At 40.7% G+C, this 21,430-nt stretch carries 17 protein-coding genes; 6 read left to right on the forward strand and 11 right to left on the reverse strand.

Annotation, left to right across the window (positions count from 1 at the left end):
• Positions 1–271: 271 nt before the first annotated feature.
• The 9 genes from DSM08_RS04635 to rplM form a co-directional block, all read right to left on the reverse strand.
• Positions 272–1,987 carry an FAD-dependent oxidoreductase gene (locus DSM08_RS04635; protein ID WP_149525060.1) on the reverse strand — a complete coding sequence of 572 codons (1,716 nt, stop codon included), beginning with the start codon at positions 1,985–1,987 and terminating at the stop codon, positions 272–274.
• Between the two features lie 21 nt (positions 1,988–2,008).
• The gene (locus DSM08_RS04640; RefSeq protein WP_149525061.1) at positions 2,009–3,814 is read right to left on the reverse strand and encodes a RagB/SusD family nutrient uptake outer membrane protein; all 1,806 of its coding nucleotides are present in this window, start codon (positions 3,812–3,814) and stop codon (positions 2,009–2,011) included.
• A 10-nt stretch (positions 3,815–3,824) separates the two neighbouring features.
• Positions 3,825–7,115, reverse strand: coding sequence for a TonB-dependent receptor (locus DSM08_RS04645; protein WP_223110864.1), 3,291 nt, complete (start codon positions 7,113–7,115; stop codon positions 3,825–3,827).
• 429 nt (positions 7,116–7,544) lie between these two features.
• Positions 7,545–8,288 (reverse strand): SDR family NAD(P)-dependent oxidoreductase, encoded by a 744-nt coding sequence (locus DSM08_RS04650; protein ID WP_149525063.1) that lies wholly within the window; start codon positions 8,286–8,288, stop codon positions 7,545–7,547.
• Between the two features lie 612 nt (positions 8,289–8,900).
• Positions 8,901–9,938 (reverse strand): AI-2E family transporter, encoded by a 1,038-nt coding sequence (locus tag DSM08_RS04655; RefSeq protein WP_149525064.1) that lies wholly within the window; start codon positions 9,936–9,938, stop codon positions 8,901–8,903.
• Between the two features lie 208 nt (positions 9,939–10,146).
• On the reverse strand, positions 10,147–10,983 hold the full coding sequence (gene tsf, locus DSM08_RS04660) for a translation elongation factor Ts (RefSeq protein WP_149525065.1): 837 nt from the start codon (positions 10,981–10,983) through the stop codon (positions 10,147–10,149).
• Between the two features lie 226 nt (positions 10,984–11,209).
• Positions 11,210–12,016: a 30S ribosomal protein S2 gene (gene rpsB / locus DSM08_RS04665; protein WP_149525066.1), complete on the reverse strand. Its 807-nt coding sequence runs from the start codon at positions 12,014–12,016 to the stop codon at positions 11,210–11,212.
• Positions 12,017–12,034: 18 nt separating this feature from the next.
• Complete coding sequence (rpsI, locus tag DSM08_RS04670; RefSeq protein WP_149525067.1) at positions 12,035–12,421, reverse strand: 30S ribosomal protein S9; 387 nt, start codon at positions 12,419–12,421, stop codon at positions 12,035–12,037.
• A gap of 11 nt (positions 12,422–12,432) precedes the next feature.
• Positions 12,433–12,876 carry a 50S ribosomal protein L13 gene (rplM, locus tag DSM08_RS04675; RefSeq protein ID WP_149525068.1) on the reverse strand — a complete coding sequence of 148 codons (444 nt, stop codon included), beginning with the start codon at positions 12,874–12,876 and terminating at the stop codon, positions 12,433–12,435.
• 332 nt (positions 12,877–13,208) lie between these two features.
• Between rplM and DSM08_RS04680 the strand changes: the two genes are divergently transcribed.
• From DSM08_RS04680 to DSM08_RS04705, 6 genes are all read left to right on the forward strand, one after another.
• Positions 13,209–13,874 (forward strand): hypothetical protein, encoded by a 666-nt coding sequence (locus DSM08_RS04680; RefSeq protein WP_149525069.1) that lies wholly within the window; start codon positions 13,209–13,211, stop codon positions 13,872–13,874.
• A 155-nt stretch (positions 13,875–14,029) separates the two neighbouring features.
• Entirely contained in the window at positions 14,030–15,742 is a 1,713-nt protein-coding gene (locus DSM08_RS04685; RefSeq protein ID WP_149525070.1) for a tetratricopeptide repeat protein, read from the forward strand.
• A complete protein-coding gene (locus DSM08_RS04690) occupies positions 15,720–16,505 on the forward strand; it encodes a DUF4292 domain-containing protein (RefSeq protein ID WP_246172459.1) in 786 nt (261 codons plus the stop codon). Before DSM08_RS04685 ends, DSM08_RS04690 begins: the two co-directional genes overlap by 23 nt.
• Before the next feature lie 108 nt (positions 16,506–16,613).
• Positions 16,614–17,891, forward strand: coding sequence for a murein hydrolase activator EnvC family protein (locus DSM08_RS04695; protein WP_149525071.1), 1,278 nt, complete (start codon positions 16,614–16,616; stop codon positions 17,889–17,891).
• A gap of 73 nt (positions 17,892–17,964) precedes the next feature.
• Positions 17,965–18,180, forward strand: coding sequence for a Sec-independent protein translocase subunit TatA/TatB (locus DSM08_RS04700; RefSeq protein WP_149525072.1), 216 nt, complete (start codon positions 17,965–17,967; stop codon positions 18,178–18,180).
• A gap of 152 nt (positions 18,181–18,332) precedes the next feature.
• On the forward strand, positions 18,333–19,781 hold the full coding sequence (locus DSM08_RS04705; protein WP_149525073.1) for a lytic transglycosylase domain-containing protein: 1,449 nt from the start codon (positions 18,333–18,335) through the stop codon (positions 19,779–19,781).
• Between the two features lie 42 nt (positions 19,782–19,823).
• Here DSM08_RS04705 and DSM08_RS04710 read toward each other — a convergent pair whose 3' ends face one another.
• Together DSM08_RS04710 and DSM08_RS04715 are read right to left on the reverse strand one after the other, a co-directional pair.
• Positions 19,824–20,339 carry a phosphoribosyltransferase family protein gene (locus DSM08_RS04710; RefSeq protein ID WP_149525074.1) on the reverse strand — a complete coding sequence of 172 codons (516 nt, stop codon included), beginning with the start codon at positions 20,337–20,339 and terminating at the stop codon, positions 19,824–19,826.
• A 148-nt stretch (positions 20,340–20,487) separates the two neighbouring features.
• Entirely contained in the window at positions 20,488–21,063 is a 576-nt protein-coding gene (locus DSM08_RS04715) for a C40 family peptidase (protein ID WP_149525075.1), read from the reverse strand.
• Positions 21,064–21,430: the final 367 nt, after the last annotated feature.

The following is a 21,430-nucleotide window of genomic DNA, read 5'->3' on the forward strand; positions in this document are numbered from 1 at the left end:
CCAATTGGGCGCCAATGCGTAGAGACGTTTCACTAAACGTCTCCTATGAAAAATGCACGTTTATCCTTTCTACATGATCCTGTTTATCCTTGTATCCTTCCTTTCCTGGTTCAAAGACGAAACATCCTGCTCATCCTTGTATCCTTCCTTTCCTGGTTCAAAACAAATTTTCCTTTCTTGTTTAACCCAAAGGGTCAAAACATCCCCCCCCTAAACACAGAAAAAACCTGCATTGCTGCAGGTCTAAAATCTAATGTCTTACATCTAATATCTAGATCCTCCATGCCGTCTCAATTCCCTGTTGTTGAATAAAGCTCTGGAAGGCGCTAAGGTTGTTTTTATTGCTTCTGACTTGTTTTGGATGCACATTGTTTTTAGTGCTGTAAGCAATCAATAGACCTACGGCTTCGCCGATGCTCCATTCTACGGGGTGCAAGCGATAACATCCGTTGGTGATATGTGTTGTTCCGATGTTTTTATTGGCAGGGAACAAGTTGTTTACGCGTTGCGGTAATAGGGATCCGAGTGGTATCTGGAACGGAAGGGATCCGAAATCTATATAGTTGTCGCCTTGATTGCTGGGGTGTAGATCGATATGGTAATAGCCCACGCCCACAGAATCATAAAATTGAAAGGCTTTTTGTCCTTCTTTTTCGCCAGCTACCAACTTTCTGTTCTCTGCGCCTACATGTTCTTCTAAGACCGTAAACTGTGCCTTGATTCGTCGCGATTCGCGTATATAAGGATATTTTGCCATGCCATCAACGGTGCCCATCACATCACCGCGCAGACGTAGCCCTTTCCAACCCATGCCGCCATCAGCACGTGGTGCCTCTGTCTGTAGCCAGTAAAAAAGGGAGCGACTAAGGTTTTTCGCATCTTCCACTGTCTTTTTGAATTCCGCTCCGGATACGTCGATCAGATTGCCCATCATATAATCATTCTGTGGCCAGTTTACAATGGTGATATCGCCATCGTAAAAGCCGGGCGTAAAATTGTCCTTGTGAATCAATCGGCGGTAGTTGAATAAGTTCAACATACCCGGTGTATCAATACCGCGAGGATCAAAGCCCAAGCGCTTCGGTTTGAGGTCGCGCGGATTGGAGTAGGATAAATCCAGTAGTTTTCCAGACCATGCTGGATTCAGTTTAGGGACGTAATTTTTCCATCGATCGTAATCTGTAGGCTTGTCAATTGTGTTGTCAATGCCGTCTTGATAGTCCATCGCAAAGCAAACGGTAAACGCCTGATGGTTCTGAGGTCTTTTGGTTTCCGAAGCATGTAGCTCTTTGGTTTCTTTCTTCGACTCCGTTCCAGTGACATATTCCGTCTTGGTAATCGGCAGTAAATCGCCACATTCCGTAGCGTCAATAAAGTTTTTTGCCAAGACGTTGATCGTTTTATCTTCATCAGTGGAGCGAATCGCAATGCTCTTCACATCGTCGCCTTGAATTTGAGCTGTATTAGCTTTGAATCCTAAGAATATCTGCAGCTGTCCATTGCTGAGGTAAGGCAACAGCATTTCGTACAGCACAGCCACGGAAACATGGGGCTCATGGCAAATTCGGGATACCGACCCATTTCCTGGATTTAAGTTGATCTTGTTTCTTGCTTCCGGAGTTAGAGGATAGTTACGGCGATAGAAATCGCGAACGCGAGTTCTGTAATCTCGGTAGGAGCTAGGTGCGCCATGTGTTTCTATCCATTGGTGCTCGTCTGGTGGAACCCCTTGTTGCGATATCTGTCCACCGATCCAGTCGGTCTCCTCGGTCATGATAGCACGAAGGCCGTTTCTGCAGACAGCTAACGCTGCGGCACATCCGCCCAGACCGCCGCCGATGATGCAAACGTCGGTCTTTATTTCATCAGATCCGTCGTAAGTTTTTGCTCTGGTCTGGCTTTCCAAACTTCCTGCGGATACAATTGGTAGATTTAAGCTGCCCAACCCCGTCAGGGCAGCTAATTGTAAAAAATTTCTTCTCTTCATGTTTCTTTGTCGTAATTGAATTTAGTAACCGTCGTTCTGTCCCAGTGCAGGCGCCAAGTCAAGCTCGCGTTGCGGAATTGGGAAAAGGTAGAATTTATCATCCCAGAAACGGTTCAGGTCTCTAACTTTAAGTTTTGATTTATAGGCATCGTAATTGGCAATATCGTTCAGGTCATGACGCGTTGTTTTCTTAAAGTTAGGCACCATGTCTGGGGTAACCAAATCATAACCTTCTTGAAGAACGCTTCCATTTGCTGCGCGAGTGGGAAGAGGGTAGCCATACGATGGTCCTTCATTTTCCAAGTCGCCGATTTTCCATCGACGCATATCCGAGAAATGCAAACCTTCGAGCGCAAACTCTACTTTACGTTCGCGACGTACCAGCTGACGCATTTTTTGCTGGTTACCGATACGATCGGCAGAAACATTAGGCATTTTAGAACGATTTCGAACTTGATTGATGGCGTCGTAAACTGACCCGTCAAGTTCATTCAACTCTATTTTGGCTTCTGCATAAGTGAGCAAGATTTCTGGATAGCGCATGATGATGGAATTACAGGTCTGTGCACCGATCGATTCAACCTTCTCATTACTGTATTTTTTCCACATATATCCAACTCCAGCATTCGCGAAGCTCGTCCATGCAGCTCCGGAATTTATATCGGCATTAACACCCGAATTCCACGTTTGTGTTGCGAAATTGAATATTTGGGTAGTCGGTTGATAGACATCCAAAATCATTTTAACTCGTCCTGTTTCAGTACCGTTTGTATTTCCTTCAACAGTATCTTTATGCATCCAAAGGGTGTAACGGAATCGAGGGTCTCGATTTGCCCATGGTTTTTTAGGATCATATAACGGTGATTCGTCGATTCGTAAACCATCTTTACATTCATAAGTATCAGCAAGTATCTGTGAAGGATGTCTACCCGTCTGTCCGTAATTTCTGGAAACCTGACCAAAGCCAATCATATGTGTTTTCTTGATTCCTTTATCCGAATAAATAATTTCGAAAAGGGACTCATTTCTTACGTCGGCTTTTTGTTGTCCTGCTTTGTTAAATAGATCTTCAAAATTAGCTGCTAACTGTCTTTGCCCGATAACGGCTTGTGCCGATTCTGCCGCAATCTTGTAATATGCAGGACCCTTTCCACCAAAGTTTAAACTCCCCGCTAATAGTGCTAAGCGTGCTTTTATTCCATATGCGACTGCACGATCCACACGCCCACGGTTTTCTGCTATCCATGGTAGATCGTTGAGACAAGCATCTAAGTCTGCTAACAGAAAATCGACAATAACATCTTCATTGGTTCGCTCCACATTATAGTCTTGCTGACTTACCGGCTTTTCGAATAAAGGCACCTTTCCGAAAGCTGTCACTAAATTGCAATATGCGAAGGCACGAAGTACCCGCGCCTCTGCTAAATACTGTTTGGATTTTCCTTCTAACTTATCAAGGTAGGGTTCTGCGCCGACAAGTACTGCATTTGCTCGCGAAACCGTATTGAAAGAAGCTGTCCACCACTGTGATACTGAAGCGTTATCCGGGTTTAGCGACCCACCGGCCCCAATTGTCGTGTTTTCGGCACGCTCGAATGCAAAGCCGGTCCAATGGTCTAACATAATGTTAAACGGTAAATTGAAGGCCAAGTTGATGTTTAATGAGGCATAGACGCCTGAGACTCCGTCTTCAACAGCAGCCTCTGATTGGTAAAATCCACTAGATGAGTAGCTGGTTGGTTCGCGGTCCAGAAAGTCTTTACAGGAGAGTGTAGACGATATTAATAATACGCCTAATATATAGTTTGATATTTTTAACTTATTCATGATGCCTAGCTTAAAAATTTACATTTAATCCGAATGTGAAAGTCTTCATGAGCGGATAGAAGCTACCGCTTGATACTGCATTTTCTGGATCATATCCTTCATATGCATTTGAAAAAGTCAATAGATTCTGTGCATTGAAATAAACACGGAATTGTTTGGTTTGCATCCGTTCTGTCCAAGCTTTTGGGAGGGTATAGCCAAAAGTTAGATTTTTTAGACGGACAAATGCACCGCTTTTCATCCAAAAGTCTGACGGAATGTTGTTAGGGTTATTATTCGATCCGTCAATAAGAAGTATTGGAAATTGCGCGCCAGGGTTCTCTTCAGACCAATAATCAAGTTGATATTTGAACATGGATCGTCCGACAAGGAATGGACGAACACCGTAGCCTTCATATAACAGATCTTTTTTACCAATACCCTGAAAAAACAACGTTAGGTCGAAGCCCTTCCATTCAGCGGATAAGTTTAAACTGTATTCATATCGCGGCATATTGGAACCCAATACGGTGCGGTCATGATTATCTATGATTCCGTCAGGAACGCCGTCCGGACCGCTCAAATCGACATAACGAACATATCCAGGTTTTGTATTTGCTTTCGTACCATATACAGCAGCGTTATCTATTTCTTCTTGTGTTTGGAAGAGTCCGTTAGAAACATACCCGTAGTAGGAATTAAGTGCTTCCCCTTCTTTCGTTATAGTGGAAGTATTGATATACTCATTTCCGTATAAATTTAGGACCTTATTTCTGATATCGGAAAGGTTAGCAGTAATGGCATAATTAAAGTCGTTGACTTGGTCTCTCCAAGTAGCCGATACTTCCCATCCTTTATTTTCTATATCGCCTCGGTTTTCCCATGGTGGTGTTAGCCCAATAAAACCTGGAATGGGGAAGCGTTGCAACATGTCGTAGGTTTTGCGACGAAATACGTCGACTGTAAGTCCGAGTCTAGAATTCAATAATTGAGCATCTAAACCTACGTTCAGTTGACGTGATTTCTCCCAAGATATGTTCTCATTAGCTACCTCTGTTTGTGCAACACCTGTACCTTGATTATAATCAAACCAATAGCCATGGCCAGCGTAGATCGCTGCCGCATATGGATAATAGCCGCCAATTGCCTGGTTACCCAATGTTCCGTAAGATCCGCGAAGTTTTAAGGCGTTGATGCTGTTTTTAATATTCTGAAAGAACGGTTCTTCGGAAATGCGCCAGCCGGCGGATACCGATGGAAAGTATCCCCATTGGTTTTTACCTTTAAAACGCGTTGAGGCGTCAAAGCGGCTGTTTACCTCTAAAAGATAACGCTCTAAGTAGTTGTAATTCAAACGGCCATAGTAGGATAGCATGGCCCATTCGTAGTGCGATCCGGAGTTTGTTGCAGAAAGCACATCGCCATTGTTCAGATCTTCGAAGCCATCGTATTTAAAGAATTTTCTACCCGCAGCAAAAGAGCGTCCTAGCAATTCTTCGGTTTGCATACCGCCCAATACTTTGAAGTAGTGCGAGCCTAGATTTTTTTCATAGGATGCCTGTAAATTGAACTGGTTGATAATAGTCTGGTTCCAGCTTTCGGATTTATCGTTTCCGGTGGTAGGATAGGTCACTTTATACACTCCAGTTTCGTAGGTGTCATAAGGTTTTAGGAATTGATCGGCCTTATTTTCCAGTCTGTTTTGACTGTAGTTTGTATAAATTTCCAAACCCTCCAAAGGGGTTAGTGACAAGAACCCTTTGATAGCAAGTTCTGGTGTGGTGGTGGTTGATACTCCTGAAACCTCAGCAGAAGCAATGGGGTTGTCGCCATTCTGACCATAACCCCAGGTGCCGTCAGAGTTGATGGCAGAGAAAACTGGAACAAAGGTAGTCACCTTATTGAATAATGCTTCGGGCGTATCACCCGCCGGTGCAGTCACCTTAGACTGACGAATATTCAAATCTATCCCTCCGCGCAACCAAGAAGTCATTGTAAAGTCGTTGTTCAACTTTAAGGTAGAACGGGTGTATTTATTGTTGGGGATATTACCATCTTGTGAGTAATGTGCAAAGTTGGCAAAGGTACGTATGCGTTTCGACCCACCAGAGAAACTCAAGGAGTTATTATGTGTTAGCGCATTATTGCTAACGAGCAGATCTTTCCAATTGCTGTCATAGAAATTGAAGTTATCAGCACCTTGCGTTTTATAGGTATTGATGATATCATCGCTGTATTGTGGCGTTTGGTTATTGTTTTTGCGCGCGACGTTAATTGCTTCCATATATTCGATAGCGCTTACCGGATCTGGAAAATTGGTCGGCATATTAGTCCCTACAAATCCGCTGTAGTTGATGCTTAAGGCATTTTCGCTTCCTCGTTTTGTGGTTACCAAGATGACACCATTAGATGCTCTGGAACCATAAATCGACGCCGAAGCGGCGTCTTTAAGCACCGTAATACTCTCGATACTATTCGGATCTAAGTAATTCATGTAGCCCTCTACACCATCAATTAATACTAAAGGGCCATTTTCAGAGTTCAGCGAGCCTGTACCGCGTATTTTTATTCCTGCGCCGTCATAACCGGGTCTACCGGAAGTCGTCGAAACAGAGACGCCTGGAATCAATCCTTGTAAGGCAATAGATGTATTCGAAGCATTTCGCTTCAAAAGATCTTTACTGGAAACTTGTGCTACCGATCCAGTCAGATTTACTTTCTTTTGGGTCCCGTAGCCGACTACGACTACCTCATCAATATCGCTAACAGATGCGGTCATGGTAACATCGATGCGCGTGCTGGAGTTGATTTCGATCTGTCGATCTCCATAGCCAAGCAAGGAAAAGCTAAGACTTTGCGTTCCAGCAGGTACGTTTATCTCATAATTACCATCCGCATCGCTCGTGGTTGCAGTAGTACTGTTCGTCGCTTTTATCGTTACTGCCGGTAATGGATTGCCGGCTTCATCTTTTACTGTGCCGACAATTCTTTGTTGATAGGAAGAGCTGCTAACTGCTCGCTCCGTCTTGGTTGGTGCTTTACGAACGACGATGACGTTTTTACTAAGTTCAAAAACATAAGGAGTCTCGGAAAATAACTGCGTTAAAGCTTGGTTCACGCTGATATTTTTAAAGTCAACATCAACTTTCTTTTGACCAGTAAATATCTTGGAGTCATAGACTAAGTCGTGTTTTACTTCTTGACTGATCTTTAGAAGCACTTGGTCTATACTGGCGTTTTTCATTTTGAAATTTATCTGCTGGCTCAATACATTGTTTGCATAGAGCAATGTAAAAGCAGAAATGAAAAATAGAAATTTCATTATCGTGAGGATTTTAAAGAAAGACCGAATTGGTTTTTCATTCCATGAGATTTTCATAATTTTTAAGCGTTTGTTTTCATAGTTAGGTAATCAAAAATGGGTTGCTGTCTTGCTACGACATAACAGCTTTTTCGTAAAATAATCTCTATAGTTTACCTCCTTTCGTTTTTATGCTAGTGTTGTTGGTTTAAGATTTTGGTTGGCGGCGCGCGCCGCTTTAGAATATAGAGCGGTATTTTTGCAGAATCCCCCAAGTGGGGTAGAAATATTTTTTTAGGGATTTCGTTTTTAGCAATAGGATTGCGATGAAAACTTTCAAGTTTCCAACAGGCGTCGGATTTTTTGAGGGGCTTTAAAAGTCGATTCTTTAAAAAGAAAAAGCACCCGACCGTAGTCGGATGCTTTAACATATAAACTTAATTATGGGGCTTATTTAGCTAAGTAACCACCATCTACTGGATAGTAAGATGCGGTTACAAAGGAAGACTTATCGGATGCTAACCATAGAGCCAATTCGGCTACTTCTTCAGCTTTCCCTAAGCGTTGAAAAGCATGTTGCGTTTCCAAATATTTAAGCGCATCAGCGTCTAAAGCGTTGTCCACCAATGGTGTAGAAATAAATCCGGGACCAATTGCATTGATTCTTACACCTTTTGTTGCGTATTCCCAACCTGCAGATTTCGTCAATCCGACAACACCGTGTTTTGCAGCGACGTAGGCTGATGAATTAGCAAATCCTACTTGCCCTAAGATGGAAGCCATGTTAATGATGCTACCGCCGACTTTCTCCATTTCTGGCAGTTGATAATGCATACCATAGAATACGCCATTAAGATTAATGTCGATTACTTTTTTCCAGCCTTCAATGCTCAGGTCACCCACTGTTGCGGAGTCTCCACCAATACCAGCGTTGTTGACAGCGATATGCAGCGCACCGAAATTTTCGATTGCTACATCGACAATTTTCTTGTTGTCCTCAGCAGAGGAAGCATCAGCTTTTACAAAAATGATGTTGCTGTCGCCTAGACTGTCGATCAATTGGTCACCCAACTTTTCATTTAAGTCCGCAACGACTACTTTAGCACCTTCTTTAACGAATAGTTCGACGATCGCCTTGCCAATACCTGAGGCTCCCCCAGTTACGATGGAAACTTTATTTTCTAATTGTTTCATTCAATTTTTATGTTTAGCATCTGTTCTTAGTTTAATTTACGAATAATGGCGCTCGAATATTGTGACGGAAGTCACTGTTTCCATAGATTGTGACGGAAATAGGAAATTATGGGAGAATTCTTACAATTAGATTAGATGTTAGATATTAGTTTAGTAGATGTTAGACATTAGATATGAGACATTAGAGTATGGGATGCTAATTCTGAACCAGGAAAGGAAGGATCAAAGGATAAGCAGGATCAGGTATCGTTAAATATGTAGGGATGGATTTGTATTTTTTATAGGAGACGTTTAGTGAAACGTCTCTACGCATTGGCGTCCAATTGGCTTCTATACAATTTGAACTATATAGGCGGTAATCATGACGAACCGCGTAGAGACGTTTCACTAAACGTCTCCTGAAACGTAGAATATCAATACCGTACATATGGGCCCCATTTGTACGCCATACCAAATCCTGTCCATCATTTCATCCTTCCTTTCCTGGTTCAAAACTACATTGCATCCTTCCTTTCCGGGTTCAAAACAAAATTCTCTTTCTAAACCAAGCGATCAAAAACAATCACTTTAAAATGGACACTACTCTAATGTCTAACATCTAATATCTAAAATCTAAATAATAATACTTTTCCCTTTTCCATACTCATTCGCATACACTTTTATAAGCACGCCTACGGAGGAAAGGATTAACGGACCAAAGATCAGTCCTAGCATTCCGAATAGCTTAAGGCCGAGCAGTACACCAAATACGGTGATTAAAGGTGGAACATCGCCTAGGGTTTTGAGGATGGTAAAGCGAAGGATATTGTCGATACTGCCGATTAATAATAAGCCATACAGGAAGATACCGATTGCATTTCCGGTGTCTCCGGCAGCGACGGTGATTAAGGATAGTGGTATGTAGATGGTCATTGTTCCTAGCACAGGTACAATGGACGATACGCCCGTCAGGATGCCCATCAAGACGAAGTTGTCTACACCGAAGATGTAGTAGCCTAGCATGGCTACAATACCTTGACAGAGGCCAAGAATAGGAATACCGATGGCGTTAGATCTAACCATCAGATTTACCTCGGTCCAGATTTCATTTTTACTTTTGATCGAGAATGGAATTGCCTGAATAATGTAAGACTCCATTTTCTTGTTGTGTACTTGCATAAAGAACAGCACAAAGAAGGTAACGAGAATGTTTACAGCAACCTCAGCAACGGAGTTCAATACACTAGGAAGGTATTTTGTTAAGCTTTGAAGGGAGTTGACCAGAGCCTCGTCAGACATGTCGATGTCTTTGAGCAGTGGCTTGTCGCTCATATATTCTTTGAGCAAGTTGAATTGTTCGACAATTTTATCTGTATTTCCCAAAAGGGAGCTGATTTGTGGTGCGAGGTAATCCACCATAGCCCAGACCGGCAGGACGATAAATACGATAGAGATAAGGATAAACAGGAGGGAGGTTGCCGACTTGTTCCAGCGTCGCTGTTCTGTTAATCTATTGTACGAAGAGCGGTAAAGGATGTATAAGGTTATTGCACCAAGAAACCCTGGGAAGTAATAGTAGAGATTGGTGAAAATTAAAATACAGATCAGGATGATGATAATGATCAGCATGATCTGATTGATGGAATTGTTGTTGATCTGTTTGTACTGCATAGCTAGCTCATTCTCTAAACAAGTTTAGCGAATTTTTGCTTAGCATTTGGTATTAATTGGAAGTATGCTTAAAAACTTTAATGTTTCCATTGACACAGCAAGAGGAAAGGAAGGGAGGGGAGTCCTGTGAAAACGGACAGGTTAAAAAAAAATCCCGTTCGGAAACGAACGGGATTTAAATAAAGCCTTTGTTAGGCTACGATCAAACTTATGCTCCTAATTGGATACGTTTGAAAGCAGTAACAGTTAATCCTTTAGAAACTGAGTCTAAGAATTGTGCAATATTTTTAGAAGAATCTTTTACGAACTCTTGGTTCAATAAAGTAGAATCTTTGTAGAATTTGTTCAATTTACCTGCAGCGATTTTCTCAACCATTTCTTCTGGTTTACCTTCTGCACGGATTTGCTCTTTAGCGATTTCTAATTCGCGTTCGATAGTTTTTGAATCCACACCATCTTTATCGATAGCAACAGGGTTCATTGCAGCGATTTGCATTGCCACATCTTTACCTGCTTCTTCCGCACCTTCAGCATCAGCAGAAAGACCTACTAATACACCTAGGCGGTAGTTACCGTGGATATAAGCAACAACTTTCTCTGCGCTTACATTCTCGTATTTAGAAACGTCGATTTTCTCACCGATTTTACCAGTTTGATCGATCAATAAGTCAGCGATTTTCACACCACCGATTTCTAAAGCTTTTAAGTCTTCTAAAGAAGCTGGTTTGTTAGCTAAAGCAACTTCAGCTACTGATTCAGCGAAAGCGATGAAGTCAGCGTTTTTCGCTACGAAGTCAGTCTCACAGTTTACTTCTACTACGATACCCGATTTAGCATCAGCAGCAGCTTTAGCAATGATCACACCTTCGTTAGAATCGCGGTCTTGACGGCTAGCAGCAACTTTAGCACCTTTTTTACGTAGGTAATCTACAGCAGCTTCGAAGTCACCATTTGCTTCGATTAACGCTTTTTTACAGTCCATCATACCAGCGCCAGTTTGTTGACGCAGTTTGTTTACATCTGATGCAGAAATTTGTACTGACATAGTATTTTTTTTGTTAAAATTACGATTGAAGTGTTAACAATCTTTTGTTGTAAAAACAACAGAATGTTAATTTTTAATGTTTTACAGCTGGTCGTATATGTGATTTTGCTGTTTTCAGGCTAAATAGGTTTCCCTATTCAGAAAAAAACCGGATAGACAGGAGCAGTTTACGGAAGCTGACTTCCAGAAACCAACACTTGTCTATCCGGTGGAATAGTATAGAATATTATTCTACGTCTTTTGCTTTACGAGTGCGTTTTCCTGGAGTCGCTTCAGTAGCTTCACCATTGTCTACTGCCGCTTTTGCTGCTGCAGCTTCTTTTTCCGCGTCCTCTTCTTTATCGCGCTTGCGCTCTTCTAATCCTTCTTGGATAGCTTTACCAATAACACCAGCGATTAGGCTGATAGATTTAGTAGCGTCATCGTTCGCAGGGATAGGGAAGTCGATGTTTGTAGGGTCAGAGTTTGTATCTACCATTGCAAACGTAGGGATGTTTAATTTCATCGCCTCAGCTACTGCAATGTGCTCTTTCTTAACATCGATGATGAACAAAGCAGCTGGTAAACGGTTTAAGTCAGCAATACCACCTAAAAGGTTTTCTAACTTAATACGCTCACGTTGAATCATCAATTTTTCTTTCTTAGATAATACATCGTAAGTACCATCTTTTTGCATTTTATCGATGTTCGACATTTTCTTAATAGACTTGCGCACAGTTGCGAAGTTAGTTAGCATACCACCTAACCAACGCTCTGTAACGAAAGGCATATTAACAGCTTTCGCTTGTTCAGCGATAATTTCTTTAGCTTGTTTCTTAGTTGCAACGAATAATACTTTGCGACCAGATTTTACGATTTGTTTGATTGCTGAAGCAGCTTCCTCTAACTTAGTTAGGGTTTTGTTCAAATCGATGATGTGGATACCGTTGCGTTCCATGAAAATGTACTTAGCCATTTTCGGATCCCACTTACGAGTAAGGTGACCAAAGTGAACACCTGCATCCAATAATTCTTGATATGTTGTTCTTGCCATTTTTTGACCCTCCTTAAATTAACGTTTACTGAATTGGAATCTTCTACGAGCTTTACGACGTCCTGGTTTCTTACGCTCAACCATACGGTCATCACGTGTAACTAAACCTTTCGCGCGTAATGCTGGTTTTACTTCTGGGTTAAGCTCTACTAACGCTTTAGCAATCGCTAAACGTACAGCCTCAGCTTGACCTTTTACTCCACCACCTTGAACGTTTACTTTGATGTCAAAATTTGCAAGAGACTCAGCTACTAATAAAGATTGTGTAGCTACATATTGCAAAGGCAAAGTTGGAAAATATACTTTGTAGTCTTTTCCATTAACAATGATATTTCCATTACCAGCAGTTAAGTAGATGCGGGCAACAGCGGTTTTTCTTCTTCCTGAAGTGTTAGTTGTTGACATAATCGATCTCCTTAGAATTTAACTGGTTTTGGATTTTGTGCCTCATGTTTGTGCTCAGATCCTGCATAAACAAAAAGGTTTTTGAATAATTGACGTCCTAAACGGTTTTTAGGTAACATCCCGCGTACCGCTTTCTCGATGATGCGCTCAGGGTGTTTTGCCATTAACTCTTTTGGAGAAACGAAACGTTGACCACCTGGGTAGCCTGTGTAGCGAACATAAACTTTGTCGCCTAATTTGTTTCCTGTCAATTTGATTTTGTCTGCATTGATAACAATAACATTGTCTCCGCAGTCTACGTGTGGGGTGAATGTTGGCTTGTGTTTTCCACGGATCACTTTCGCAATCTCGCTTGCCAAGCGCCCCAAAATCTCGCCTTCAGCGTCAACAACGATCCATTCTTTGTTAACGGTGTTCTTGTTAGCAGAGACAGTTTTGTAACTTAACGTATTCACTTGCTTTTATTTAATTAATTAATAATGTTTTAAATCCTATTGTAATCCCTACAATTAGGTTCGCAAAGGTACACTATTTAAATTGTAATCGCAAAGCGTTTTTTAAAATTCTGATAGTTAATGTTTTTTGAACCCAAAACTTGGAAAACGCGATTCCAAAACATTTTGATAATCGAGCATATCTTTTGCTTTAATGTGTTCCTAAGCATCGTTGTTTTTAATATTTTTTCTATTCGCTTCGGTTTTTATTCTTTTTAAGTAGATCCGAGGATACTATATTTGGTCTATACAAACCAGTTAATTATATGAGAGCGAATTTTAAAAGCGTGCTTATGATCACAATGTTGATCCTCTTTGCTTCTTCACAGTGGTCAATTGCACAAGAAATGGGTGATTCTACGCAAAACAATAAGTATTGGAAGTTTAGGACCAAGCTTGATAAATACTTCGGCCTACAAGCTTCTTACATGAATCTCACGAATTTAAATGACCTATTGAAAGCGAACGGTTATCCGGAGATTTCAAAGCTACAGGTTGGTGTAGGACTGGGAGTGGGGTATGACCTTGGACCTGTGCTGATTGGGGTAGATCTAGAGGGAAATATTAACTTTTCGGATAAGGCAAGGGTTAGAACTGGACGTGTCGGCATGTTTGTATCCACAAATAAGATCGTGACGGGACAGATGATCGTAAGTCCGTTTGTATGCTTTGGTTTGCAGTCGACCGATTCGAGAATTCGAGTAAAGGACGAAGGAACCACAGTGGAGGGACTGCTGCAGTCGGAACGAGGGAATGTGATCGAACTGGAGCATTTTAGTCCGGTGGTTGATTTTGGTCTTGCACTAAAGAAGCGGAATTCGAGGGGATGGACGAATCATCATATGCGAGTTGGTTATCGCTTAGGTTTGCAGGATGCTAAATGGACAACTTCAGGGAGTAATAGGGATGCTGATGTTCATGATCGGATAAATGCGGCCTATTTGCAATGGTGTTTTTAGACGCTATCAATTCGATTTAATCAAGATTTAACATTAATTAAGCGGTGCTGATTTAAACTTTTCAGCATTTTTGTGCTCTTTAAAATTAATTTATTACCTTGATTTACCCTAATCTATCTGGGTAAAACCCGAGGTGAAAAATAAAGAAAGAGAAAATGAGAAGAATGTTTAAGTGTAGAATGTGGATTGCGGGATTGTTTGTGCTGTTGGGGACTTCTGCTTTTGCACAACAAGATATCAAGCAGGATCCTGGTTATAAGGAAAGTCTCGCTTCTATCGAATCGCAATTGAAGAGAGGTGATGTTGGGAATGCGCTGAACAGTATTGAGGCGACCATTGCGAAGTATCCTCAGGGTGCCGAAGTGTTCTATGCGAAGTCATTGTTGTTCGCTCAGGCGCGTAATTTAGAGGTTGCTATTCCTGCTGCTGAGCGCGCTGTGGAGATAGACCCTGCGAATCTTATGTTCGGCAACCACCTGATGGAGCTCTATAAAACGGAAGGTGATTTTGATTCGGCAGTGGGTTTGATCGATAAGGTCATCAACGAGCATAAGGATAAGCCGGAATTATTTCGCGAAAAAATCATGCTGCTGCATGCAGCAAAGAAATCTGAGGATGCATTGAAGGAATATGAAGCTACCAAAGCTAAGTTTGGTGAGTCGGATACATTGGACGTGTTGAAAGCGGAGATATTGATGGATTTGAAACGTCCTGATGATGCAAAGCAAGTGTTGCAGGCTTGGGACAAAAGGAAATCTCCGATCCGCCAAGTATATAGCACCTTGAGTTATATTTACTTGGATGAGAAGAATTCGAAGGATGCCTTAGCAGTGCTTGAACGCGGAATTCAAAATAGCAAAGATGATTTGTTATATCTGGATTTAGCTGATGCTTATAATGCTGCAAACAAAGAGAAGCTGGCATTTGATTATGTGAAGAAAGCTTTCGAATCCGACAAAGTAAACTTCTTGGATAAGCATCGTGTGATGATGACTGTTTTGAACGGGAAGTCAACTCTTACACTTGATCAGAAACAGGAGTTGGCGAATTTGTTGGTATTAAAGCATCCTCGTATCCCGGATACCCATATGTTCAAAGGCGATATTCTTTGGCAGAAAGGCGAACTGACGCAAGCGAAGTCGCTTTTTCTAACGACCGTAGGTATGAATCCAAGACATATTGACGCTTGGAGCAAACTCATCAATATTGATCTGAATCTGAATCAGCTAGACGAAGCGATTCAACACGGGAATGAGGCTTTGACACATAATCCAGGTAGCCCTGTCCTTACTTACTTTGTCGGGATGGCCCATTTTATTAAAAAGGATAATGAGCAAGCTAGGCAATATCTAGAGGGAGCATTAGATCAAAGTGCAAATGAAAATGGTTTTGTTCAATCAATGATCTATGCGGGGCTGGGGGATCTATACCATGAGCTTGATATGGAATCGGCTTCAGATGTAGCCTACGAAGAGGCTATCACAAGAGATAGCACAAATGTGACCGCGATGAACAACTATGCATATTATTTGTCTGAAAGGAAGGAGAATCTGGATAAAGCAGCGGAATATGCTGCTAGGGCTAATGAATTTGAGCCCAATTCAGGTACTTTTCAGGATACCTATGCTTGGGTATTGTTTCAACGCGGAGACTATAAGGAAGCATTGGTTTGGATGGAGCGCGCTGTGAAGAATTCAGAACCTTCGGCCGTTTTATTTGAGCATTATGGCGATATTCTAATGAAGCTAGGAAAAAGCAAGGAAGCATTGAAGCAGTGGGAGCGAGCGTTGAGTAGTGCAGATGCTAGCAATGCAGTGGATAAGGATAAATTAAAAAGGAAAATCAGTGAGAAGAAATATTTGGACTAAGCTTGGTTTCTTAGTCATAACTGTATTAATAATTGCTTCTTGCGCAAGCAAGAAACGAGTAGCTAAAAAAGACGATGTACTGCCTCGCGCAACTACGGAAGCTGAATTGTTGAAGAATTACGAGTTAAGTAATTTAGATTTTCATACGTTCAGCGGTCGAGCAAAAGCAAAGCTACAGGTTGGCGAGGAGTCGCATAATGCGACTGTAAATGTGCGCATGGACCGTGATAAATCAATTTGGATATCTGTGACTGCTCTTTTAGGCGTGGAAGCCTCTCGCGTCTTGATTACCCCAGATAGCGTAAAGATAATGAATAAGCTTCGGGGAGAATATATCGCTAAGCCCTTTTCTTATATTTATAATTACACGAATAAGGGAGTTTCCTTCCGGATGTTGCAGGATATTTTGGTCGGCAATATGACGGTTGATATGCTTCGCACGGATCAACTTCAAGTGGCTACAAGTTCCGATGATGTCCAAGTTATTGGCATTAAAGATGGATTGACATTCCATTATGGAGTAAACAATAAGAATCGTCCTTTTACCTTCAATTTGATCGAGCTGGGCAAGAACCAAAAGCTAGAAACAACATATAGTGACTTCGCAGATATCAGTGGATATAATTTTCCTCAACGTTTCACGTTAAACATTGAGGGTGCCGGCGATAAAGTTTCTGCGGATATGCTCTACAATAAATCAGAGTTTAATTCGGCTATTGAAACGCCGTTCAATGTGCCTTCAAGATATAAGGAAATCAAATAATTACGAAATGGGAATGGGAAATAAAATTATGATTTTATTAACTTCGTATTAAGTATATCCTTATTTTTGGACGTTTTGATATAAACGATATTAAGAATTTAGCGTTTCATGGAATTTAAAAAAATCGTATTAAGTATATTTTCAATATTTCTTTTTGTTAGTGTAGGGTTTGGTCAAAGTAGCTTGGAGTTAAAAAAACAAAGAGAACGACTTGATAAAGAAATTGCTGAACTTCAGAAGATTTTAAGTGCCAAAACACAAGAGAAATTACTCTCCCAAAGAGAAGTCTCTGCTTTAAGCAAACAGCTGGATTTACGTGAGGATAAAATCAGCACCATCAATAGCGAGCTCCGCATCATCAACAATAATATTGCATCCAACAATAAAATAGTCGATAAGCTTAAGGACGAATTAGAGAAGCTAAGACAAGATTATGAGAAGATGATTCTATTTGCGTTCCGCAATAAGAATTCCTACAATAAGATGATGTTCATCTTTGCATCCAAAGATTTTAATCAAGCCTTTAAGCGCGTTAAGTACTTGCAGCAATTTACGGACGCCCGTAAAGTGAAGGTGTCGGAGATTGAGGGGCATAAGAAGCAGATAGAGCTCAAGCTAGCTCAACTGCAACGCGATAAGCAAACCCAACAAGCTTTATTGAAAGAACAGCAGTCGGAACGCAATGTAATTGCGAAAGATAAGGCTGCACATTCTCAACAATTAAGTCAGATTGTTAAAGAGGAGCGTGGTTTCAAAGGGCAATTGACTAAAAAACAACAAGAGAAACGTCGTTTAGATGCGGCAATTAAGTCGGCCATTGCTCGCGAAGTGGAAGCTGCTCGTAAAGCGGAAGAAGAACGCCGTAGAAGATTAGCTGAAGCTGAAGCTAAGAAATCAGGAACTACTGTTGCAGAGGCCGAGAAGAAAATTGAGAAGAAGACAGGTAGTGCTGTATTGAATAACTCGCCGGAGGCAACTAAGCTATCGGCCGGATTTAGTTCAAATAGAGGACGCCTTCCATGGCCGGTTAGCCAAGGTAATATCGTACGTAACTACGGTAATGTGACGGTTGAGCGTGGTGTTCGAGACTTCTACGACTATATCCGTATTCGAACAGCGGATAATGCATCGGTGAAGTCCATATTTGAAGGTACCGTAATTAGAGTAATTAATATGGGGTCGTCAGCTGTTATTGTTCAGCATGGTGAGTACTTATCGGTTTATTCGAACTTGAAATCAGTATCGGTTCGCAATGGTCAGAAGATAAGCACCGGGACGGTGATCGGAACGACAGATTCAGATCCAGATGCCGGATATTCGTATGTTGATTTGAGTGTTTATCGTGGTCAAACGCATATGAATCCTAGTTCGTGGATAGCAAGATAGTTACAATGTTTTCCATTATAATTATTATATTTGTTAGATACACTTAAATGAGAGATTAGTAAATTAAAGAAATATGTATACATCGGGATTATTATTTATCAGTACTAACGAGATCATCATCATCGTAGTATTGGCGTTGTTATTATTTGGGGGAAAGAAAATTCCTGAATTAATGCGTGGTTTGGGTAGAGGTGTTAAGGAATTTAAAGAAGGTCAGAAAGATGGTCCTGATGCCGAGAATAATCCAACCAACACAGCAAACAATGATACAGTTAACAATCAACGTTAATATCGTACATTAAAGAAATTTATATAGTTTCATTAGACTAGCATTCGCTAGTTTAATGAAACTTTTTTATTTATGAAACCTACGAGCTACCGCTCGGTTCGCCAACGATAAGCGAAGAACTAACCAACAGTGTTTACAGTATTAAACTACTTATGAACAAAAAAATTAGTTTTCTTGTTACAATAGGCCTAAGCGTTTTGAAATTAAGTGTTGCGCAAGAAGTCAGTACAGACTTGCATACTTTTAACGACTCATTTCAAAACCAAGTTATTGATCAAGTGGAAAAAGAACGGGAGTTAATTTACTCTCATCTAGATTCCGTTAAACAGAAAGCAGGAGGGTCTACCGATTTCTCCGCAGAGGATGTTAACATCGCGCAGCGAATTAACCGTCTTCAGAAAACAATCCCATTAGAATACAACGACCGGGTAAAAGTATATCTTGATAAGTATATTTCAAGAAACTACAAACCTTACATGGAGAAGTTGCTCGGCTTGGGTAATTACTATTTCCCAATATACGATCAGATTTTTGCCGAGCAGGGTATTCCTGACGAGGTCAAATATCTGTCTGTTGTGGAATCTTCGTTAAACCCTCATACGGTCTCCACCTCGGGGGCTGTCGGTCCCTGGCAATTTATTTACGGCACGGCAAAGATCTACAATCTAACAATGGATGGTAGTTTCGACGAACGTAAGGACGTCTATTCGACAACCTATGCTGTTTCTTCATATCTGAAGGAGGCACATGATGAATTCAACGATTGGTTATTAGCTTTAGCGTCGTACAATTGTGGTAGAGGATGTGTGAGAAGAGCTATTCAGCGTTCTGGATTAGTGAATCCCAATTATTGGGAATTATCACCGTTTTTACCTAAAGAAACGCAAAATTACATCCCGAAATTTATCGCAATGACCTATGTTTTGAATCATGCTGAGCTGTATGGACTTGTTCCGCAGCAGAATGATTTAATGACAGATCATAAAGTATTGATGGTTGATAAAGCTGTTAGTTTGAATACTGTTGCTCAAGGCCTCAATTGTTCAGCAGATTTGTTGAAACAGTTGAATCCAGGATATAAAAGAGCAGTGGTATCTGGATCGCCAGCGAAGCCACGCCGACTTATCATTCCTTACCACGAAGCGATGTCAGATTCACTGATCTATGCTGCGCTTAATAATCAACGCGTAGAAGTGATGCAGGCATTGGCAGCCGTCGAGAGCGATGATGAGCAAAGGCATCAGGTAAAACGTGGCGAAACGGTAGCAAGTATCGCTAAGGAGTATGGCGTATCCGTACAGCAAATAAGGACTTGGAACAGACTTTCTGCTCAAAGTAGTATTACGGGTAGAAATCTGATCGTAAGCAAGGGAGTGGACAGTAAAATGGCTAAGAACGTCATTGCTGCAACGAAGACTAAAACGAGCACGAAGAACAGTTCTACATTCGTCTCCTATACGGTAAAAAAAGGGGATACGCTATCCGAAATTGCAAATAAACATCGCGGTTCTTCGGTTAATCGCATCAAGTCGGATAACAATATCCGTGGGAGCCATCTAAAGATTGGCCAGAAACTAAAGATTTACAAAGGGAAAGGCTAGAGGGGCGAAGGCTTCTCTGGTGAGATTAAAAAAAGATGCGGTTTATGATAAATAGGCCGCATCTTCTGTATTGTCATATTCTTCGAGCAATACCTCAACATGCTCTTTGAGGATTGTCGATAACTTTAATCCATAATAGTCGCTGAAAACTGGAAACTGATGATGGCTACGGTCAATTAATACCGCTGTTCTCATTCGTTTTAATGGTACATTCAAGAAAACGCCTAATCCATACGCCAATGTTCTTCCGCTATTCAAGACATCATCAATTAGAATAACCACTTTATCTTTTACGGTATCAATTGGTAAATCTGTTGAAGACTCCAAACTACGTTTCGTCTTCTGGATCGTTACTTTCAATAACTCCACAGATCTGTTTGGCTCAATCTCCAATAACAATTTCTGCAGGCGTTGCGCAAAAACATATCCTCTATCGGCGATTCCGACTAATACAATGGCAGGTTCATCGAAGTTATCTTCGATGATTTGATAAGCAATCCGTTTTGATTTTTGAAGGATCTGTTCCTTGTTTAATATAAGCGTTTTCTTAGATGACATTGCTATTCTTTTGTTGTCGGTAAATTTACTAAAAGTTCTCTAATTTCTATTAGAGAAAGCAATTAACTAATGCTCCTTAGGGATAGTCACAAAAAAATCCCAACGTTGTAGCGTTGGGATTTCTTTTATAAAATTTGAAGAGTTTGGTCTAATTTAAATTGCTTTTCTCTTTAGGATTAGCATCAGCCGTCATGATTTTTGCATCATCAACTTTCGGACGGCCACCGTTGTAATAATATCTTTTCCAGTATGCCTCGTTTAAGTTACTAACCATAACGCCGCGGCTTGAAGATGCATGAGCAAATTTATCGTCGCCTAAGTAAACACCAACATGTGTTATACTTCTGCTTCTGATTTTGAAGAAAACTAAATCTCCTGGTTCTAATTCGCCTTTACGAACAGGTGTTACGTTTTGGTACTGGTTACGGCTATTATATCCAATTGTAGTATTGAATACATTTTCGTAAACAGCTAGCGAGAATTTCGAGCAATCGATTCCTCTTTTAGAATCTCCACCTAAGCGGTATGGAGTTCCTAACCATTCGTAAACAAATTGATAAAGCTTTGTATTTGTAGTTGCGTTTGCCGCAACGCCCATGATCTGAGAGAAGTATTCTTTAGCTAGGTTATCTGGATCAGATGACTTTTGACTATTGGTTTGTGCCTGCGAGACTAGACATAAGCCTATGAGAAGCATTACTGCCACTAGTTTCTTTGTTTTCATTAAATCGCTTTTTTATTACAACCATCAGCTTGTTGAGTTATTCACATTATTGTCTATTTTTTCAACAGGCTGAAGCAAATGTAATACATACTGTCTTGAATTCAAAACAATTTTGAATCTATTTAACAAAATTTTAACACTTTTAACAATTGCCAGTTTCGCAAATTTTGCCAAAAAATCTTTCATTTTTCTAATATGCTCCCTTTTGATTTATTATTCTCTCAATAATCTGGAATTTAAAATAATTTAAATAAATCTTGATTTTTTAAAAAGAATTGTAATATATTTGAGAAATCATAATCAACAACAATGCTAATCAACACTATTTCTATTACAATTATTATTACCACCGGGATAAAACTTAGGA

Origin of the sequence: Sphingobacterium hotanense (assembly GCF_008274825.1) — a bacterium.
Lineage (GTDB): Bacteria > Bacteroidota > Bacteroidia > Sphingobacteriales > Sphingobacteriaceae > Sphingobacterium > Sphingobacterium hotanense.